This window comes from Pontixanthobacter luteolus (genome assembly GCF_947494915.1).
Lineage (GTDB): Bacteria > Pseudomonadota > Alphaproteobacteria > Sphingomonadales > Sphingomonadaceae > Pontixanthobacter > Pontixanthobacter luteolus.
In genome coordinates this window covers 140106-155911 of the sequence record NZ_CANLWR010000002.1, presented here as the reverse complement: position 1 = coordinate 155911, position 15806 = coordinate 140106, and the positions used below count along the sequence as shown (strand labels likewise).

Annotated in this window: 19 protein-coding genes; 3 read left to right on the top strand and 16 right to left on the bottom strand. The window is 59.4% G+C overall.

Annotated features, from left to right (window positions below; translation table 11 throughout):
- Position 1: 1 nt before the first annotated feature.
- Genes PO778_RS09625 through PO778_RS09595 form a run of 7 tightly spaced genes read right to left on the bottom strand, consistent with a single transcriptional unit; the run spans position 2 to position 4325 of the window.
- Positions 2-610: a hypothetical protein gene (locus PO778_RS09625; protein ID WP_271439475.1), complete on the bottom strand. Its 609-nt coding sequence runs from the start codon at positions 608-610 to the stop codon at positions 2-4.
- On the bottom strand, positions 607-1215 hold the full coding sequence (locus tag PO778_RS09620) for a hypothetical protein (protein WP_271439474.1): 609 nt from the start codon (positions 1213-1215) through the stop codon (positions 607-609). Before PO778_RS09620 ends, PO778_RS09625 begins: the two co-directional genes overlap by 4 nt.
- 5 nt (positions 1216-1220) lie before the next feature.
- On the bottom strand, positions 1221-1790 hold the full coding sequence (locus PO778_RS09615; protein ID WP_160731503.1) for a hypothetical protein: 570 nt from the start codon (positions 1788-1790) through the stop codon (positions 1221-1223).
- Between the two features lie 11 nt (positions 1791-1801).
- Complete coding sequence (locus PO778_RS09610) at positions 1802-2407, bottom strand: hypothetical protein (RefSeq protein ID WP_271439473.1); 606 nt, start codon at positions 2405-2407, stop codon at positions 1802-1804.
- Positions 2408-2411: 4 nt separating this feature from the next.
- The gene (locus tag PO778_RS09605; RefSeq protein WP_271439472.1) at positions 2412-2978 is read right to left on the bottom strand and encodes a hypothetical protein; all 567 of its coding nucleotides are present in this window, start codon (positions 2976-2978) and stop codon (positions 2412-2414) included.
- Between the two features lie 29 nt (positions 2979-3007).
- Entirely contained in the window at positions 3008-3586 is a 579-nt protein-coding gene (locus PO778_RS09600; protein WP_160731506.1) for a hypothetical protein, read from the bottom strand.
- A 46-nt stretch (positions 3587-3632) separates the two neighbouring features.
- Entirely contained in the window at positions 3633-4325 is a 693-nt protein-coding gene (locus PO778_RS09595) for a hypothetical protein (protein ID WP_160731507.1), read from the bottom strand.
- Positions 4326-4788: 463 nt separating this feature from the next.
- On the opposite strand from PO778_RS09595, the gene PO778_RS09590 reads away from it, so the two are divergent.
- Genes PO778_RS09590 through PO778_RS09580 form a run of 3 tightly spaced genes read left to right on the top strand, consistent with a single transcriptional unit; the run spans position 4789 to position 6995 of the window.
- Positions 4789-5979, top strand: coding sequence for a sensor histidine kinase (locus PO778_RS09590; protein ID WP_271439471.1), 1191 nt, complete (start codon positions 4789-4791; stop codon positions 5977-5979).
- Between the two features lie 4 nt (positions 5980-5983).
- On the top strand, positions 5984-6616 hold the full coding sequence (locus tag PO778_RS09585; RefSeq protein WP_271439470.1) for a response regulator transcription factor: 633 nt from the start codon (positions 5984-5986) through the stop codon (positions 6614-6616).
- The gene (locus PO778_RS09580) at positions 6603-6995 is read left to right on the top strand and encodes a hypothetical protein (RefSeq protein WP_271439469.1); all 393 of its coding nucleotides are present in this window, start codon (positions 6603-6605) and stop codon (positions 6993-6995) included. Before PO778_RS09585 ends, PO778_RS09580 begins: the two co-directional genes overlap by 14 nt.
- Before the next feature lie 207 nt (positions 6996-7202).
- Here PO778_RS09580 and PO778_RS09575 read toward each other — a convergent pair whose 3' ends face one another.
- From PO778_RS09575 to PO778_RS09535, 9 genes are read right to left on the bottom strand one after another with little or no spacing between them, the layout of a single operon-like run.
- Positions 7203-7676, bottom strand: a complete 474-nt coding sequence (locus PO778_RS09575; RefSeq protein ID WP_271439468.1) for an A24 family peptidase — start codon at positions 7674-7676, stop codon at positions 7203-7205.
- A gap of 12 nt (positions 7677-7688) precedes the next feature.
- Positions 7689-8537, bottom strand: coding sequence for a tetratricopeptide repeat protein (locus PO778_RS09570; RefSeq protein WP_271439467.1), 849 nt, complete (start codon positions 8535-8537; stop codon positions 7689-7691).
- A gap of 3 nt (positions 8538-8540) precedes the next feature.
- Positions 8541-9506 carry a type II secretion system F family protein gene (locus PO778_RS09565; RefSeq protein WP_160731513.1) on the bottom strand — a complete coding sequence of 322 codons (966 nt, stop codon included), beginning with the start codon at positions 9504-9506 and terminating at the stop codon, positions 8541-8543.
- Between the two features lies 1 nt (position 9507).
- The gene (locus PO778_RS09560; protein ID WP_271439466.1) at positions 9508-10509 is read right to left on the bottom strand and encodes a type II secretion system F family protein; all 1002 of its coding nucleotides are present in this window, start codon (positions 10507-10509) and stop codon (positions 9508-9510) included.
- A gap of 3 nt (positions 10510-10512) precedes the next feature.
- On the bottom strand, positions 10513-11898 hold the full coding sequence (locus PO778_RS09555) for a TadA family conjugal transfer-associated ATPase (protein WP_438944403.1): 1386 nt from the start codon (positions 11896-11898) through the stop codon (positions 10513-10515).
- 1 nt (position 11899) lies between these two features.
- Positions 11900-13072 carry a CpaE/TadZ family protein gene (locus tag PO778_RS09550; RefSeq protein ID WP_271439464.1) on the bottom strand — a complete coding sequence of 391 codons (1173 nt, stop codon included), beginning with the start codon at positions 13070-13072 and terminating at the stop codon, positions 11900-11902.
- Between the two features lie 16 nt (positions 13073-13088).
- Positions 13089-13703: a TadE/TadG family type IV pilus assembly protein gene (locus tag PO778_RS09545; RefSeq protein ID WP_271439463.1), complete on the bottom strand. Its 615-nt coding sequence runs from the start codon at positions 13701-13703 to the stop codon at positions 13089-13091.
- Positions 13700-14188, bottom strand: a complete 489-nt coding sequence (locus PO778_RS09540) for a TadE/TadG family type IV pilus assembly protein (protein WP_271439462.1) — start codon at positions 14186-14188, stop codon at positions 13700-13702. Before PO778_RS09540 ends, PO778_RS09545 begins: the two co-directional genes overlap by 4 nt.
- Positions 14185-15801 (bottom strand): TadE/TadG family type IV pilus assembly protein, encoded by a 1617-nt coding sequence (locus PO778_RS09535; RefSeq protein WP_271439461.1) that lies wholly within the window; start codon positions 15799-15801, stop codon positions 14185-14187. Before PO778_RS09535 ends, PO778_RS09540 begins: the two co-directional genes overlap by 4 nt.
- Positions 15802-15806: the final 5 nt, after the last annotated feature.

Genomic DNA, 15806 nt, shown 5'->3' with positions numbered 1-15806 from the left:
TTCAGTTGGCTGCGGTTATCTCGATTTGCAGCGTATCTTCGTATGCACCGGCCACAAGCGGAGCGTCGGAGCCATCAAGCGCAACATCCACCAGCAGCGCACCTTCGCCTGCATTGGGGATGGACATGGCCAGTTCGGCGCCATCGTCCGATTGCCCGGAAAGAACCTGACCGGCCCAGTCGAAGCGCACCTGATAGGGGAGAAACTGGACAAATCCGCCGACTGCGTCGCGGGTGCCGCCGGCGCGCTGCAATCCGCCATTGGCGGAACGCACTGTTATCTCGTGCGCGCTGTTGCAGATAACCGGCACTTCGACCTGCACGTTGACCGGTTGGGCCAGTGCGGTCTGCGGGTTGGAAAGGTTGGTGATCGAAACAGTCCCGCCGCTCGCGCCTTCGCTGGTGAAGGTCGCATTGCTGAGCGCGGAGGCGCTGCCTGGCGAGACATTGCACACCGGCTGTCCCACCGCGACCACTTCGAGTTGCTGGCGGCCGGTGGCATCGAAACCCGATCCGGAGAAATCCTGCGCGGGGGCAGGTCCAGCGGCAGCGATTGCCGACAGGGCTGCGCCAATTGCGCAAAGGCGAATGGAGGGACCGGTCCAGATCATTGCTGCGGCTCCAGAACTATGGTGAGCGTATCCGAATAAGCACCTGCGATCATCGGGGCATTCGCCGCCAGATTGGTGGCGCCCGCGGCAATTTCAAAACGCAGGGTCAATTCGCCGCTGGCCGCGCTTGCGATCGGTACGCTGCGTTCGGTGGTGCCGCGAACAGCCGCATCTGCCGAAAGACGCACGACCTGATCGGTCCACCGCGCTGTCAGGTCGTAAGGAACGGCGGTTGCAAAACCCTGTGGCCGCTCCGGCGGAAGCTCGGACAATTGCCACAGTCCGTTATTCAGGCTTTCGACCCTGATCCGGTGCGCACTGTTGCACACCCCGTCCATGGTGATCTGGAACGATGCCGCACGTGTCGACAGCGTCGCTGCGTCGAGCATCTGGTCAACGCGGTAGACATTCCGGTCAGCGGTGCTGAAATTATACAGCCCGTCTTCCGATCCTGTGCCCAGCGCCAATGTGCAGATCACCGGCGTGTTGCCCGCAACCTGGAACTCCGCAGTATCTTCCACCGGGACCTCTTGCGCTGCCACTGCGGCAGGGGCCGTGAGCATCGCGGCGGAGAGGATCAGGGTCGAAAGGCTGCGGACAGACATCGCGTTTACTCCGATGCCGAAAGCGTGACGGTGATTTCACCAAGATATTCGTCATCGGCCACCGGGCGCAGAGTAGCGCCGCCAGCGGTCGCGAAATCGGATACCCCGACAGAAATGTTGCCAGTGAACGCGCTCGCGCGGTCCTGCGATGCACCAGGGTTGCTGGTGGCTGCGGTATCGAAGCTGGCCGGGGCAACGGTCCACCCGCTGGCTGTCGCGACGTAGTCGACTGCGCTGGCAAAGCCAGCAGCCGGTGTGCCGACGAAATTCAGCGCCTGCATCGGTGTCGCGTCAACCGCGATGGTGCTGCGCGAGGAGCAGAAAGCTCCTGCCAAAATCTTGTCGGGCGCGGCAAGGTCTGTCCGCAGCAGGCCGGTGGTGGTGTCCACCAGCACGCCCATGTCGAAGATCCCGCCGGTGTTATCGGGAATGCCGACAGAGCAGAGCGGAGGAACGGTGCCGATCACCTGAAAATTCTCGCTGTCAGTGGTCGAAGGCGGGGCTTCCTGTGCAGCAAGCTGTGCAGGGGCCATTGCGATGCCAGTGAGCAAGGCTGCTAAAACTGTCTTTTTCATATCTGCCTCCTTCAGAAATCGTTTGCCGGGCCAAGCGTGACCGTGATCAGACCGGAATATTCGCCCGCAACGAGCAAGGCGTCGGACGGAGCGGCAAAATCGGCCAGCTCCATCGTCAGGTCCGAAATTTTGGGCAGCGGCTGGCTGGAACTGTTGGCATTGCCAGGTAGGCCGCTGCCATCGCTCGCCGCGCTGGTTAGCAGGTCAGCCTCGGTGGCCGACCATGGGCTGACGCTGACACGGTAATTCACCGCGCGGGAAAATCCGGTGTTGAGCGGCGCACCCGTCTGTTCGGTCATGGCGCTCGCGGTGATCGAAATCATCGTATTGGCATAATTGCAGAAACTGCCCGGCATCGTGACCTGGCGCGGCGTGATCGAGGCGGTTCGCCCGACCCGTGGGCCGGAAAGATCGATCAGGACGCCCAGATCAACCACTGCGTCGGAAGGTTCGCCCAGGCTGCAGATCGGTGCGACCGATCCGATTATCTGAACTTCGCCTTCGTCGCTGTCCCCAGCAGTCTGCGCAAAAGCAGAGTGGGGCAGGGCGCATGCCGACAGCGCAGCAAGGAGAAATGCTGTTCGGCTGGTTGATCTATGGGGCGTCCAGATCGTCATGGCACTACTGTGTTCCGCCTGTGGTGACGTTGGGTGCCAGTGTCACTTTGACCAGCCCCTGATAGTCACCGGCGACCATGATCCCGCCACCCGGAGTGCTCGCCGCACTCAGGACGACCGGAATCGTGCCGGCAAACATGCCGACCGATACGGGTGTGCCCGCACCGGGGCTGGCCGATCCATCGCTGCCATCCACCGAATTGGCGGTTGCAGTGGCCGTGTAATTGACCGTCGAATCGAAGCCGGCTGGCGGCGCAGCGGTGAAGGTGATGTTGGAGATCGGCAGCGCTTCGACCGTCATGGTCGCAGCGGTTCCGTTACACCATCCCTCCAGGGTTTCGGTTGCACCGTTCACCTTTGCCGGGTCGAGCCGACCGGCGCTGCCATCGGTCCCGGGCAGCGACAGCTCGCCCAGATCGATGATCTTCGATGGCAGGGTGAAGAGACAACGATCAGCCACCTGGCCAAGGATCGTCACCTCACCTTCGGCAGGTGCGGTCTGGGCAGCGGCCCCTTGCGCGCAAAGCGCAAAGCCGATGGCTGCTGCCGGTAAAACCAGAATGCGTCTCATGTTAAATACTCCTGAAGGGTATCAGTCGATCAGTTCGGCGAGATCGTGATCGAAACCGAACCGGTATAGTTGCCGGCGACCAGCACGTCGGTGACGGCAGGTGTGTGGAAACCGCTGAGGTCGACCTGAACATTGTCCGGACCTGTTGCCAGGCGGTTGCTGAGCGTGCCGCCATTGGTTGCGGTCGCGTCGGTGATGACCTGATAGGTGTCAGTGCCGCCGACGACGCTGAAATTGGCGTCTGCGGTGAAGTGCACGGTATTGGCGTAGCCAGCTGGTGCAGTCGCGGCGTTGACCATCGGTGCGGCGCTGACGGCAACAGTCGGGGTTGCGGTTGTGCAGACGACACGGAAGCCGAGGTTGTTCAGATCGCTCGACGCGTTGATGTCCGCGATAGTGCGCAGCGTGCCGTCTGTATCATCCAGCGCGCCGAGATCGACGATGCCGCCAAAATCGGGGTTTGGATCATCACCGGCGTCGGTGACGATGCATTTTTCACCGACGGTTCCGTTGATGGTTACAGTGCCGCTGACGCTTTGCGCTGAAGCCGGGCTTGAAGCTGCTGCCAGAGCTGCAGCGATTGCGAATGCTCCTACTGTGTATTTCATATTCATTCTCCTTGCATTTCAATCAATTGATAGGTTCGAAACTGGATCATATGGCCCCGCTCAAAGTGACGACGAGGACATCTTGATAATTGCCGCTGACCAGCACATCTGGCGCGTTGTAAGGTCCGGCCAGAACGCGGATTGTCGAGACCGTGCCTTCGGTCGACGGGGCGTTCAAAAGCAGTCCGGTGGTTTCATCCGCCGGTCCGGTAAAGTTCACTTGTGGGCCGCCTGCGCCGCCGTAGGCTGTGCTGCAGGCTGTCGAACCCGCTACCAGCGCCGCCGCCTCGCAGCTGGCTGTCGCCACCGCGCCAGCATCACCGGCAAGGCTGAGGCCAACATCGTAAGGCGCCAGGCTCGTGTAGCCCGGTGTCAGGGCGGCATTCTGGAACAGTCCGCCGTTTGCCGAAACGACACCGACCCGGGCTGGCCCGCTGCAATCGAGTACGAAATTGAAGGTGGCATCGAAACCGGTCACGTCGAAATCCGGCTGGCTGACAGCGCCGTTGGGCGATTGACCGTCGGCAAAGCCGCACCGGCCGCCCACAGAAGCGCGTACGTAAATAGGTGTCAGAGTGATGCTGGTTCCTGCGCCGCTGCCGGGCGGAATGTCGCCGGGTGCGTATACAGTCGCAGAGATATCCTGAGCCTGAGCGGGGCTTATCGCCAACGCACAAATGGCCGCACCGAGAGCATATCGCCCGGCCTTGCCCCACCATTTGCCTAGTGCTTTCAGCACATCCCGCCCCACTTCCGTGGCGGTGTCCGGTGGTTTGCGATTCGCTGGCGAAGTTCACTTTCGCCGACGCTTGCAATCCTTAAGACATCGCCTGTTAACTTGGTAAACAAAGGCTTAAGGCTACTGCGACAGAGTCATAATTGGGGAACCTCCGTATACGTATGGCGACGTAGTTGGAGGGATGATCGAGCCCATGAACCGCGCGTAAGCCGCTGTAATAAAATACGAAAAGATGCAGCGTGTCAGCTATTGCGGATTATGGCGACAATGGATTCAGCGAGCAGCGATTTGCATTAACCATGAAGGCCTTATGCGACTCGGAGTGAACTACGTAATTTCCCGCAGTTTTGTGATTCGCTTGTTCGATGCTACTTAGTTGGTCGTGTTCCGGGCAGAGGGCGTCACGGAACATCCATGACTTGGTTAAGAAAAGTCATAAGGAAAACAGACGGTCGCGAGTTTGATGCTTCTAAGGGGGCGAAGCTTGCATCAGTGCGTTTCGAACACAGGACGTTTGTCCTTTCTGACACAAAGTGAGCAGTTGCGGGTGGTCTTGGAGACTTCCCCGTCCGCTCTGGTCGTCATGGACGAACAAGGCACCATCCTTGCTTTTGGCAAGGCTGCGCAGGCCCTGTTCGGGTATGCCGAAGACGAGGCTGTCGGCCAGAACGTCAACATCCTTATGGCACCGCCCCATGCCGAGCGGCATGACGGCTATCTCAAACACTACCGCGAAACCGGCGAGAAACGGATCATCGGCAATTTGCGGGTGGAAAAGGCGAGGGACAAGGAAGGGCACATTTTCCCGGTCGAGATTTCGATCGGTGAAACCCATTCCAACGGCACCCGCTACTTCGTGGGATTTGTGCGCGGACTGGACCAGCGGGAAGAAGACCGCAAGCAGGCGCAGGATATGCTCGCCGAATTGGCTCACGCCTCAAGGGTGGCGGCAATGGGGGCGTTTGCAACCGCCATTGCGCACGAACTCAATCAGCCGCTCACCACCATTGCCAATTATACCGAGGGTTGCCGCGACATCCTGAAAAACGGGGCCGATTTCCCTGACCGTGATAATCTGATCAAGAATCTGGATACCTGCAGCAAGCAGGCGCTGCGTGCTGGGCAGCTGATCCACCGCTTGAGGGATTTCGTTCGCGGCGGCGAAACCCACAAGGAAGCGGTCGAGGTCGAGGACTTGATCGACAATTCGCTGACGCTGGCGATGATCAACGGGTTCCGCCGCAACGTGACGCTGGAGCGCCGAATTCCTGCTGGACTTCCGTCTGTTGCCGTCGATCCGCTGCAAGGACAGCAAGTGCTGTTCAACCTGATCCGCAACGCATTCGAATCCATGCACGCCGATGAAAAAGCCGGACAGCGCCTGAGGATAGAAGTCGCGCCAAGCGATCAGGGTATGCTCGAATTTATCGTGGAAGACAGCGGGGCCGGTATCGATCCCGAAATCAGCGATACGTTGTTCGATAATTTCGTGACGACCAAGGGCGGCGGCATGGGCGTGGGGCTCGCGATCTGCAGGCAAATTGTCGAGGCGTGCGGCGGGGCGATTTGGGTCAGTTCCTCAACCGATCTCGGCGGCGCCAAATTCCACTTCACACTACCAATAGCTGACAATTCAGCTTCACAGGGGGCATGATCCGATGGATCTGATGCACATTCACATTGTCGATGACGACGCAGAAATCCTGGAGTCCGTAGCATTCATGCTGCGTGCGGAAGGCTACAATGTTCACCGCTATCACAGCGCTGAACAATTATTGGAAGGTTTCAGAAACATGAAGCCGGGATGCCTGCTGGTCGACCTCAGGCTGCCAGGCATGAGCGGTCTGGCGCTCCAGAAATATCTGCACGAACATGAGTGCGATTTTCCGGTGGTCCTGATGACCGGTCACGGCGAGGTTTCCAGTGCCGTTCGGGCGATGAAGGAAGGTGCGGTAGATTTCCTGGAGAAACCGTTTTCGAAGTCCGACCTGATGGCGGCACTCGGCGCTGCGTCAGAGCTTATGACGCACCCTCATGCAACGTCGAAGGAACGCCGCGATGCAGAGGAAAAGCTCGAACACCTGACCCGGCGGGAACACCAGGTGCTGGAAGGTCTGGTAAAGGGGCACCCCAACAAGACGATCGCCTATGATTTGGGAATCAGCCCGCGGACGATCGAGGTGCACCGGGCGAATGCGATGAAGAAGCTGGAAGTGCAGAATTTGTCAGAGATGCTTCACATTGCCTTTGTCGCCGGCATGATGGACCATCAGGACGATGCTGCCGCTTGAATGCTGCCGTCTAGATGATTTCCCTGACCGGCTGCTGCAGAATGATCGGCCGGCTCGAAGGTTGCACCAGTTCCACGGCCTGAACATCGAACAATTGCGCCGGTCCAAAGCCCGGGCGAAGCACGACCGCTGCGCCGCGCCGGATTTTGGTAAAACTCATGCGGGTTCGCGGCGGGGGCGGGGCGGATCCTTCCGCCCAGACAATCGTGTGCCTGTTTTCCACCAGAGCAAAATTGCCGCGGGAATGGCCATGGTCCGGCTGGAAGCGTTCAACAATCGACAGGTCAGGGTGAGCGCGCAACTCGTGATAGGCAATTCTGCCGTCACTGACCAAAGGCAGGTTGATCTGATATCTGCACCACGCGAATTTGGTGTCTGAATAGACACCCTCACTTGGTTCTAATGTGATGCGGGACCAGCGCATTCGACTACCTTTTCTGATTATTGTTTTTTATAGAATGCCCGCGCGGCACCAGTGAATTCAAGGTGGGGATTCTACGCAAACCGGCGTGAATTGTATTTCCGCTCATCGGCATTTTCCCCTCCTTTTCCTTTATTCAAAAGCGCAATCGAAACGCGCTTTGCGTCATCCTGCGGATAGCAGGTAAACCGTTATCCAGCTGGCGATCGAAATAGGTACACCAAAAGGCAGCATGGCCTTCTTACCGCCGCCGCCCGCGTCTGTTTTCTGCTTTCCGGCAGAGGCGACAAACCAGACCAGGACAAACACAAGCGTGCACGCGGATGCCAGCGCCAGCAGGAAAAACCCTTTGGTTATGGGAATCCAGCAGGCCAGACCGCCATAGAATTTCGCGTCGCCGCCGCCGAACATTCCGAACTTGAAAATGACCATACCTACAACCAGCGCGGCGGCACCGTGGGCTGCCGCCAGCATTGCGGCGTTCAAGTCGGCTGAAAGCAGCACATATGCCAGTCCGCCCGCAGCCGTGGCCAAGCACAACCAGTTCGGCAGGCGCCGATATTTGATGTCCAGATAACACCCGATCACGGTGATGGCTGCCAGTACGGACAGGCCAGCGATAACTGTGGGCTCGGGCATACTATGCGAACCCTATTTTAGTTTGGTCATGTTGATGCGAACCGGATAGATGGTCTTACGCGCCGGCACTGGTTTGGTCGGCGCTTCCTCCGGCTGCTCGATCACCTCGCCGTCCGGTATGTTCACCCTGATGGGGTATTGCTGGTCAGCCTTTTCAGACTTTACCGCGATCTTGGGTAGTCCGGCTGGCCCCTCGCTATCGCTTTTTGGTGCGGAATTGCGGCTGGTGATCTTCATTGCCTGAGGCGCGCGATTTGCGGCCGAGCCAGATTGGCTGGCGATGAAAATCTCGTTCCGGTTGCTTCTCACCAAGTGCGGTGCGGAGGATGCGGCAAGCGCCTGAGATGGCCCGGCTGTACCCGTGCGAATGAAAACCTCTCTCGCACGCCTATTGGGTAGCGCCCGGACAGGGAGCTGCGCCGCCTTGGCAACTTTGACGGCTGCTTCTTTGCTCGCCCTGCGCTCCAGCAAAGACTTGCCCGGCGACGAGGTGTAGAATTTCTCGAGATTGGCCAAATAGCGCGGGTTTGAGGGCTGCCACTCGAGCGCCTGCATGAAATATCTTTCTGCCAGATCGCCGCGGCCCAGCTTGGCATAGGCCACGCCTAGACCGTTCAGTGCGTCGCCTCTGGTCGCATCGTTGATTGCAGCCAGACGGAACTGGTCGATCGCAGTCGTGACATTGCCTGCGCTCAGCGCTTTGCGCCCTTCAGCCAGTTCTATTTCGCCGAAAATACCCGACTGCCGCGCCTGTGCCTGGCCCCGCTCACCGAAATTTAGCGAACTGAGGAAGGACTGGCACCCCGACAGGCTGCTTGCGATTGCTATACAGGCGATCAATTTGAACGAACTGGTCTTCATGGCTTATCCCCCCATGGCCGGTGAAACTTCGCGGACGTATCGGACGACCGCTGGCAAGGCCAAGACCCCGATCATTGTCGGCAACATGCACGCCACCAGCGGTATCGATATCAGCACTGGCAGGCGGTGTGCCTTTTCCTCGGCGCGAAGCCGCCGCGCTTCGCGCATTTCGCCGGCATAGACACGCAGCGTTTGCGAGATGCTGGTGCCAAGCTTGTCCGACTGGATCAGCAAAGTGGCGAAGGAACGGATTTCGTCGACACCCGAATTGTCGCTCAGGTGATGCAGGGCGTCTTCGCGTGATGCGCCTGCGCGCAGGCGATAGGTTGTCTCGACCAGCAATTCAGCGATGAGCGGCCTGCTGCCAATCATTTCCCTTCCGACCCGGCCCAGCGCCGCCTCGAGGCCCAGTCCGGCCTCCACACAGACCAGCAGCAGGTCCAGGCAATCGGGGAACCCGTTGATGATTTCAGACCGCCGCCGGTCGGCTTTCGCACGTATAAACAGGTTGGGAATGTACAGGCCCAGCAGGGCCAGAATCGCACAAATCAGGTAAATCATCGGGCCCGAGGCGGGCTCGGCTGAAAACGATGTGATCAGCAGGTACCAAGCAGGCAGCACGAACACGAGAACGAGCCGGACCAGAGTGTAGATTCTGGGGGCGGCCTTGGATGTGTAGCCTGCAGCGCGGAGCTTCATCTGAAGCTCGTCCATATTCGAATCCTTGAGGCTGAGGCCCGATTTCTCGATCCGGTCCGCCAGCTTCGTCCATGCGCCGTCCTGCTGCCCACCGGACAAGGCGGTGCTTACACCGTCCCCAGACCCCTCGATCGACCGGATGCCTTTCACCAGATTTGCACGCCGTGCGCCGGTGTTGATCGCATAGAATGCGGCGCTGACCACGATCAGGAACACGCCGAATAATATGGTCATCCGCAAGGCTGCACTGCTGGCGATCAGGTCAATCATGTCAAACTTTCAGGTCAACCATCTTGCGGATCGTAAAGACCCCGATGAAGTACAGGGTAAGCAGGCCGATTGCCCCGACGATGAAGATCGTGTCGTCGGCGACCTCGAGATAGAAGCCGGGACTGCCTAGAAATACCGAGACGAATGCAAAGACGGGCAGGACGGAAAGCATCCATCCCGTCATCCGGCCTTCCGAACTCAGCGCGCGAACTTTCATGTACATCTGCGCCCGGGCCCGGATCACGTCCGACAGGTTTTCAAGGATTTCCGCCAGATTGCCCCCTGTTTCCGACTGTACAGAGAGGGAGACGACAAACATCCGCATGTCCTCCAGGTCCCAGCGGTCGGCCATGGCGGCGAGTGCCGATGTCAGATCGGCACCAAACGTTACCTCGTCATTCACCAGCCCAAATTCAGAACCGATCGGGTCTTCCATTTCATGTGTCAGCAATTCGATGGCGGAGGCGATGGGATGACCAGATCGCAGCGCTCGAACGAATATGTCGAGCGCAACCGGAAACTGTCTTTCGATTGCCTTGCGCTGGCGATCGGCGCGAAACTTCAGGATCAGCAGCGGAACCCCGATTGCAAGGGCGGCCGCAAACACCAGCAGCAACTGGATCACCCCGAACGTAATTGTGAAGCCGGAAACATAGGCCGCCACGACAGCGATGGTGAAGATGACGGCGAACGCAGTCGCTATGGCGAGGAAAAACTGCAGCGGAGTGAGGGTGATGCCCGATGCGAAAACCGTTCGTTGAAAGCTGCGCGACATACCCGCGAGCAGCGGCGGCAGGCCGTCGAAAGAACGTGGCTGATTCTTGCGCAGCTCGCCCATGATCGCCTCGCGAGAGGCGCCTTCGCGGATCATCTTGAGGCGGTAGTTCACGGCCGCTCTTTTCGACCGTTTCGACACGAAATTGCGGATCGCCAGCTGGCTCAGCAGGAACACCGCGGCAAACAGGACCAGCAGGATAAAGACGCGAATGAAAATCTCGTTCATCGTCTATCCGATCTTCAGGTCCGGGCGGAACAGTTCCGATGGCAGTTCGATGCCGTAAGCTTCCGCAGCAGCCAGAAATTTGGGCCTGACACCGGTGGCCTCGAAATGGCCGACGACCATCCGGTCATCATCGACACCTTCCTGCTTGAAGCGGAAAATTTCCTGCATGGTGATCGTCTCACCTTCCATGCCGGTGAGTTCTGACACGCTCATCACCTTGCGCCGGCCATCGGACAGCCTGCCCACCTGCAGCACTACGTGAATGGCCGAGGCGATCTGGTTGCGGGCTGACCTGGGGGTGATGTCGATGCCGCTCATGCCGATCATCTGTTCAACCCTGGACAAGGCATCGCGCGCGGTGTTGGCGTGGACCGTGGTCATCGACCCGTCATGGCCGGTATTCATCGCCTGCAACATGTCGAAGGCTTCGCCCGCGCGGACTTCGCCCACGATGATCCGGTCGGGTCGCATACGCAGGGCGTTTTTCACCAGGTCACGCTGGGTCACTTCGCCTTTGCCCTCGATATTGGGCGGCCTGGTTTCTAGCCGCGCGACATGCGCCTGCTGCAATTGCAATTCGGCGCTGTCTTCGATCGTCACGATGCGTTCGCGTTCATCGATATAGGATGACATCGCGTTCAGCATCGTCGTCTTGCCCGAACCGGTTCCGCCGGAGATCAGGACATTGCGGCGCGATGCCACGACCGCTTCCAGGACACTCGCCATCTGTTCCGGCACACTGCCGATATCGATCATCTTCTGGATACTGATCGGGATCTTTGCGAATTTACGAATAGAGAGCAGCGACCCGTCGAGCGCCAGCGGCTTGATGATCGCATTGACGCGCGACCCGTCGGCAAGGCGCGCATCGACGAAGGGGGAGGATTCGTCGATACGCCGCCCGACAGCGCTCACGATCTTCTGGATAATGCGAAGCAGGTGCTTCTCATCCTGGAAGCGCGTGTCGACTGCCTCGAGAACACCATTGCGTTCGACGAAAACCGTCTGCGCGCCGTTCACCAGAATGTCCGTGATCGTTTCGTCCTTGAGCAGCGGTTCGATCGGTCCGAGGCCCAGCAATTCGTCCAGCACTTCGCGTACGAGGTTGGCGCGTTCTTCGCGGTTGAGCGGCTTGTCGAATTCCAGCAGCAGTTCCGGCACGATTGCCGAAATCTCTGAAATTATCTGCTCTTCCGGCAGCTTGTCGAGAACCGAGAGGTTCAGTTTCTGGAGCAATGCGCCATGGATCGCGACCTTCAGCGCCAGCAGCTGGTCGGACTTTTCTTCTGTATGCAGATCGGCCAGCGCCTTTGCCTCTGCATGGGCGGTTTCATCCTTGCCCGCTTCGGCATCCTGTTGGTCGCTATTGCCGAGGTTGAGATTCCAGATTTTATTCATCGCGGAACACCTTTCCGGCTATGTGATCGGCCAGACCCTGAAACTCCTTCGCCAGCCTGCCTCGCTTGTTCAGGTCCCAAACCAGCAGCCCTTGCGACTGGGCATCAGCCAATGCGTCGTCGTCCTTGCTGATGGTCAGTTCAAGGTCCTGACCCAGCGCACGTTCGGCATCGCCGGTGTCGATCGTACCGAACAGTTTGCGGCTGGTCCGGTTGAGCACGATCTCGATTGCGCCTTTGTCGTAACCCATGGATGTCAGGAGCCGCTGACGGCGTTTCGTCTGGTTCAGGCTGGCCAGGCCGAGCTGAGCGACGATGATTGTCACATCCGCGTCCATCACCGTGGCGAGCGCCCAATTTGTCAGGTCCAGCGGCAGGTCGAGCACGACAAGATCGTAATTCTGGCGCAGCAGACGAATGATCCGGTCCAGCTTTGCCCCGTCGATCGATTCCACCGGGATGATATCGCTGGGCGCAGCGATCACATCGACATTGCTTTCGGTCTTCGTGACCACGGATTGCAGCAGGTCGGTATCGATTCTGGCGTCCGCTTCTATCAGGTCCAGCAAGCTGAGACGGGGTTGGCCGCCCAGCATCGGCGCGACGCTGCCCAATTGCAGGTCGAGGTCGACCACGCAAACCGAGCAGGGGTGATCGGCGCTGGATGCAAGACCGCCGGCCAAATGGGTGGCGATGGTCGACGCACCGCAGCCGCCGACGCTCTTCATAACCGCGACGACCGGGGCCAGTTTGATCCTGGCTTCGTCGTCATCGATCCGGGTCTCGACATCCAGAACGCAGGTCATCACCTCGTCCTGGTTGAAGGGAATTCGGACCAGATCCTCGATCCCCAGCCGGATCATCTTGCGCGTGATGCGCAGATCCACATCGGGCAGCGCGGCGATAAGGTGCAGCGACGGGTTGTTGTTTTTCAGTTGTTCGATCCGGCTAACCGATCCGGGGTTCTCTGGATCGACCTGCATGATAACAACTTGAGCATTGCTGATCGCCGTTTCGGGCGGCGTCTCGTCAATTGAAAGCTCGATCAGTTCCAGGCTCTTGGAAAGACCGGTCAGTGGGCCCAGGTGCTCGGCTTCAGCACAGATCGCAACGCGTGCTGTCAATTTGAACTCCTTGTCAGCTGTCAGGTCTATGATGTCGTTCATCTGGCCCATCGTGTTCTCAATTCGAAAAATCGCCTTCGCCGTCTTCGCTGGTGAGCGAATAGGACAGGGTAGGCAGATCCACTTCACCGCCAAACAGCTGGAAGGTGAGCGGGGTGAAGGTGAGGTCCTGGACGGTCACGGTGACAATGGGCGCGACGTCAGGCCCGTTGGGATCGCCCGAAAAGCCGAGGCCGGACCATTCGTAATCAAGCTGGACGTTGTCCGCCTCGATCGTGTTCATAATGTCGTTCATGCGGCCGACAATCGCTGCGAAAGCGGCCCCGTTGCCGGTTGTGGGATAGCTACACGAAGCAGGGCAGGTGCATGTCGCATTGGTCCCGTCACCGGTGCAGGAGATACCGGGGAATGCGCTTTGCGGAACGGTCGTGCCTTGCGGGATGCCGCCATCGGTTGCGAATTTGTAATTTGCCAGTCCCGAAGGAACCATGTCGGTTGCCACGGCCCATCGCGCGCCGATCTGGGTTGCTTTCTCCGCCCGGTTTATAGTCCAGGCATACAGGCCGACATCGATGATCCCGATGAAGAAAATAATGAAGATCGGCAGGACCAGGGCAAACTCAGCCGCAGGTCCGCCGCGCTCGTCACGGATGAAGGCGCGTAACGCGTTCATATGCCCATCACCACCGATTGGGCGCTGGCGTTTACGGTGGAATCGGAATCGATAAAGCCGAGCGTTTCGAACAGCGATGGATACTCCGCTGTGGCTGCGACGGTGACTATTCGTGCGCCGCCCGCGAGATCCTTGAATATGCCGTCGGTCGCGCCTGCATCGCACGTCACGGTGACTGTGATGTCGGCATTCTCCCAGCCATCAATCAAGGCGGTGCCGCCGGTCAGTTTCCCCGTGCGGGTGATTTCCTGGATATCGGCCGACCTTGTTGTGCCGGTGCAAGTATAATCATCGAATGGCAGGCGACCGGCATATCGCGCGCCGTCGCGCACAGCCTTGATGATCTTTTGTTCGGTGTAAAAGAAATGCCCGGCTTCAAAACCGCCGAACATGATCGCCAGCAGCAGGGGCAGAACCAGCGCCATCTCTGCCGCAGCCGCGCCGCGCTCGTCGCGCCGGAAATCAAGGTGGCGGAGACGGGTCATTCGATAAGATACGGAACATCCTTGCGGATCTTCTGTCCCTGCGTGGCGCCGCCGCCCAACGTCGTTTCGCCGATTACTTCGACATAAACGTCGCTGTTGCGGGTATATTGCGTGCCGTCATGCGTGCGCCGTGCGGTCGGTTCGACCAGGAACACGTCGACGAATTTCTTGATCTCGGCATCGGTGGTGCTGGAACTCAGGTCTTCCGCGTTGCAATTGATCACTGCCACGCTCAGCACGCGGCGGTCGGGCGTGCTGGCTGGCGCGATGCCGGCTGGCGGTGTGCACAGCGGCGTTCCTTGCTGTTGCAGGCTGCCGACATTCTTGGCGGCCAGCATCGTGGCCTTGTTGTCGTATTCGTAGCGATATTGCTGATAGCGCGTCGGAGCGGTGCGGTTATTCAGTTCCGGATAGCCGTAATTGGACCAGGTCGTGGGGACCGAACCGTAACCGTTGGTGGCATAATAAGCCGCCCGGTCCCAGTCGCCATTGCCGACCCGCGAATTGCCGTTGCCCGAACAAATCCCGTCGACGCTGACCGCGTGGCATTTGTCGCGCGGATAGCCCATCGGGTCGAGGCCGGTGGGGTCGATATTGTTCACGCCCGAGGTGGGGCGATAGGGATTGTCGCCGACCTGGAAACCGCTGGAATGAATGCGGCAGCTTCCGCCGTTTCCGGCCTTTTTCAGCAGGTCGATCCGGGCGTTGTCAGATGGCGGGCACAGCGCGTTGTCGGTACCGCAAGCATTGTTCAGGCCGTTGTCGAACACGCCGAACCGGGTGTTTAGTGCGTCGAGCACGCTGACCTGCTGGCCGGGTTTCACATCGGCGCCTTCGACGGAGACACATTCGCCCGGCGGCTGTAACCGTCCCAGCGACTGGGCGGTGGCGTTGGCCCCGCTTCCCGCGTCGGTTTCCAGATAACCGAACACGCCGGGGCCGTAGCTGCCGGGGATCTCGTCGGCGGTATCATTGTTGCCGTTCTTGCCGTTCACATTGGCGACCAGGCGGATTCCGAAACCGGTATAATTGGCTGTATTGAATTCCGGATCGGACGTTTCGTTCGGATTGCACATCATCACCGGCGGAACCTTGCAGATTGCCGAGCCGAGACCGGCAAACGCGGCAGCGTCCATATTGCCGGAGGTGACCAGCCCGATGACCGGGAACAGCGCGTAATCGACCGTCTTGGCGTTGACCCGCACCTCCACGAAGCGGGCATTCGCGTCTGTCGTGGCGGCGTCTATCTTTGCCCTGTCCTGATAGAAACGGATCTGGCCGACAGCGTCGCAATCTTCCTCCAGCGGGATGGTTACTGCATTGTCTCCGCTGCCGAGCAAGGACTGGTTGGCAACCAGGCTGACCGCGGCATTTGCCGCACGGGCGCACGCGCCGGTGTTCTTGTTAAGCTGGCTTGCGGCCGCAAGGGCAGCCTGATCGGCGCCATTTTGCAATTCGGAATCCATCCCGACCATGCGCGCATAATCCATCCCGAACGCCGCCACCGCCACCAGAACGGGCAGGGCAAGCGCATAGCTTGCTGCCACTGCACCGCTTTCGTCGGCCCAGAAGGCGCGGGGCGATTTCGCATGGGGATGGCGGGGACGGATCATATCTC

Bases quoted from the DNA above. Each gene is read 5' to 3' on its own strand.
- PO778_RS09625 (WP_271439475.1), bottom strand. From the start codon at position 610: ATGATCTGGACCGGTCCCTCCATTCGCCTTTGCGCAATTGGCGCAGCC.
- PO778_RS09620 (WP_271439474.1), bottom strand. From the start codon at position 1,215: ATGTCTGTCCGCAGCCTTTCGACCCTGATCCTCTCCGCCGCGATGCTC.
- PO778_RS09615 (WP_160731503.1), bottom strand. From the start codon at position 1,790: ATGAAAAAGACAGTTTTAGCAGCCTTGCTCACTGGCATCGCAATGGCC.
- PO778_RS09610 (WP_271439473.1), bottom strand. From the start codon at position 2,407: ATGACGATCTGGACGCCCCATAGATCAACCAGCCGAACAGCATTTCTC.
- PO778_RS09605 (WP_271439472.1), bottom strand. From the start codon at position 2,978: ATGAGACGCATTCTGGTTTTACCGGCAGCAGCCATCGGCTTTGCGCTT.
- PO778_RS09600 (WP_160731506.1), bottom strand. From the start codon at position 3,586: ATGAAATACACAGTAGGAGCATTCGCAATCGCTGCAGCTCTGGCAGCA.
- PO778_RS09590 (WP_271439471.1), top strand. From the start codon at position 4,789: ATGCTTCTAAGGGGGCGAAGCTTGCATCAGTGCGTTTCGAACACAGGA.
- PO778_RS09585 (WP_271439470.1), top strand. From the start codon at position 5,984: ATGGATCTGATGCACATTCACATTGTCGATGACGACGCAGAAATCCTG.
- PO778_RS09580 (WP_271439469.1), top strand. From the start codon at position 6,603: ATGCTGCCGCTTGAATGCTGCCGTCTAGATGATTTCCCTGACCGGCTG.
- PO778_RS09575 (WP_271439468.1), bottom strand. From the start codon at position 7,676: ATGCCCGAGCCCACAGTTATCGCTGGCCTGTCCGTACTGGCAGCCATC.
- PO778_RS09570 (WP_271439467.1), bottom strand. From the start codon at position 8,537: ATGAAGACCAGTTCGTTCAAATTGATCGCCTGTATAGCAATCGCAAGC.
- PO778_RS09565 (WP_160731513.1), bottom strand. From the start codon at position 9,506: ATGATTGACCTGATCGCCAGCAGTGCAGCCTTGCGGATGACCATATTA.
- PO778_RS09560 (WP_271439466.1), bottom strand. From the start codon at position 10,509: ATGAACGAGATTTTCATTCGCGTCTTTATCCTGCTGGTCCTGTTTGCC.
- PO778_RS09550 (WP_271439464.1), bottom strand. From the start codon at position 13,072: ATGAACGACATCATAGACCTGACAGCTGACAAGGAGTTCAAATTGACA.
- PO778_RS09545 (WP_271439463.1), bottom strand. From the start codon at position 13,703: ATGAACGCGTTACGCGCCTTCATCCGTGACGAGCGCGGCGGACCTGCG.
- PO778_RS09540 (WP_271439462.1), bottom strand. From the start codon at position 14,188: ATGACCCGTCTCCGCCACCTTGATTTCCGGCGCGACGAGCGCGGCGCG.
- PO778_RS09535 (WP_271439461.1), bottom strand. From the start codon at position 15,801: ATGATCCGTCCCCGCCATCCCCATGCGAAATCGCCCCGCGCCTTCTGG.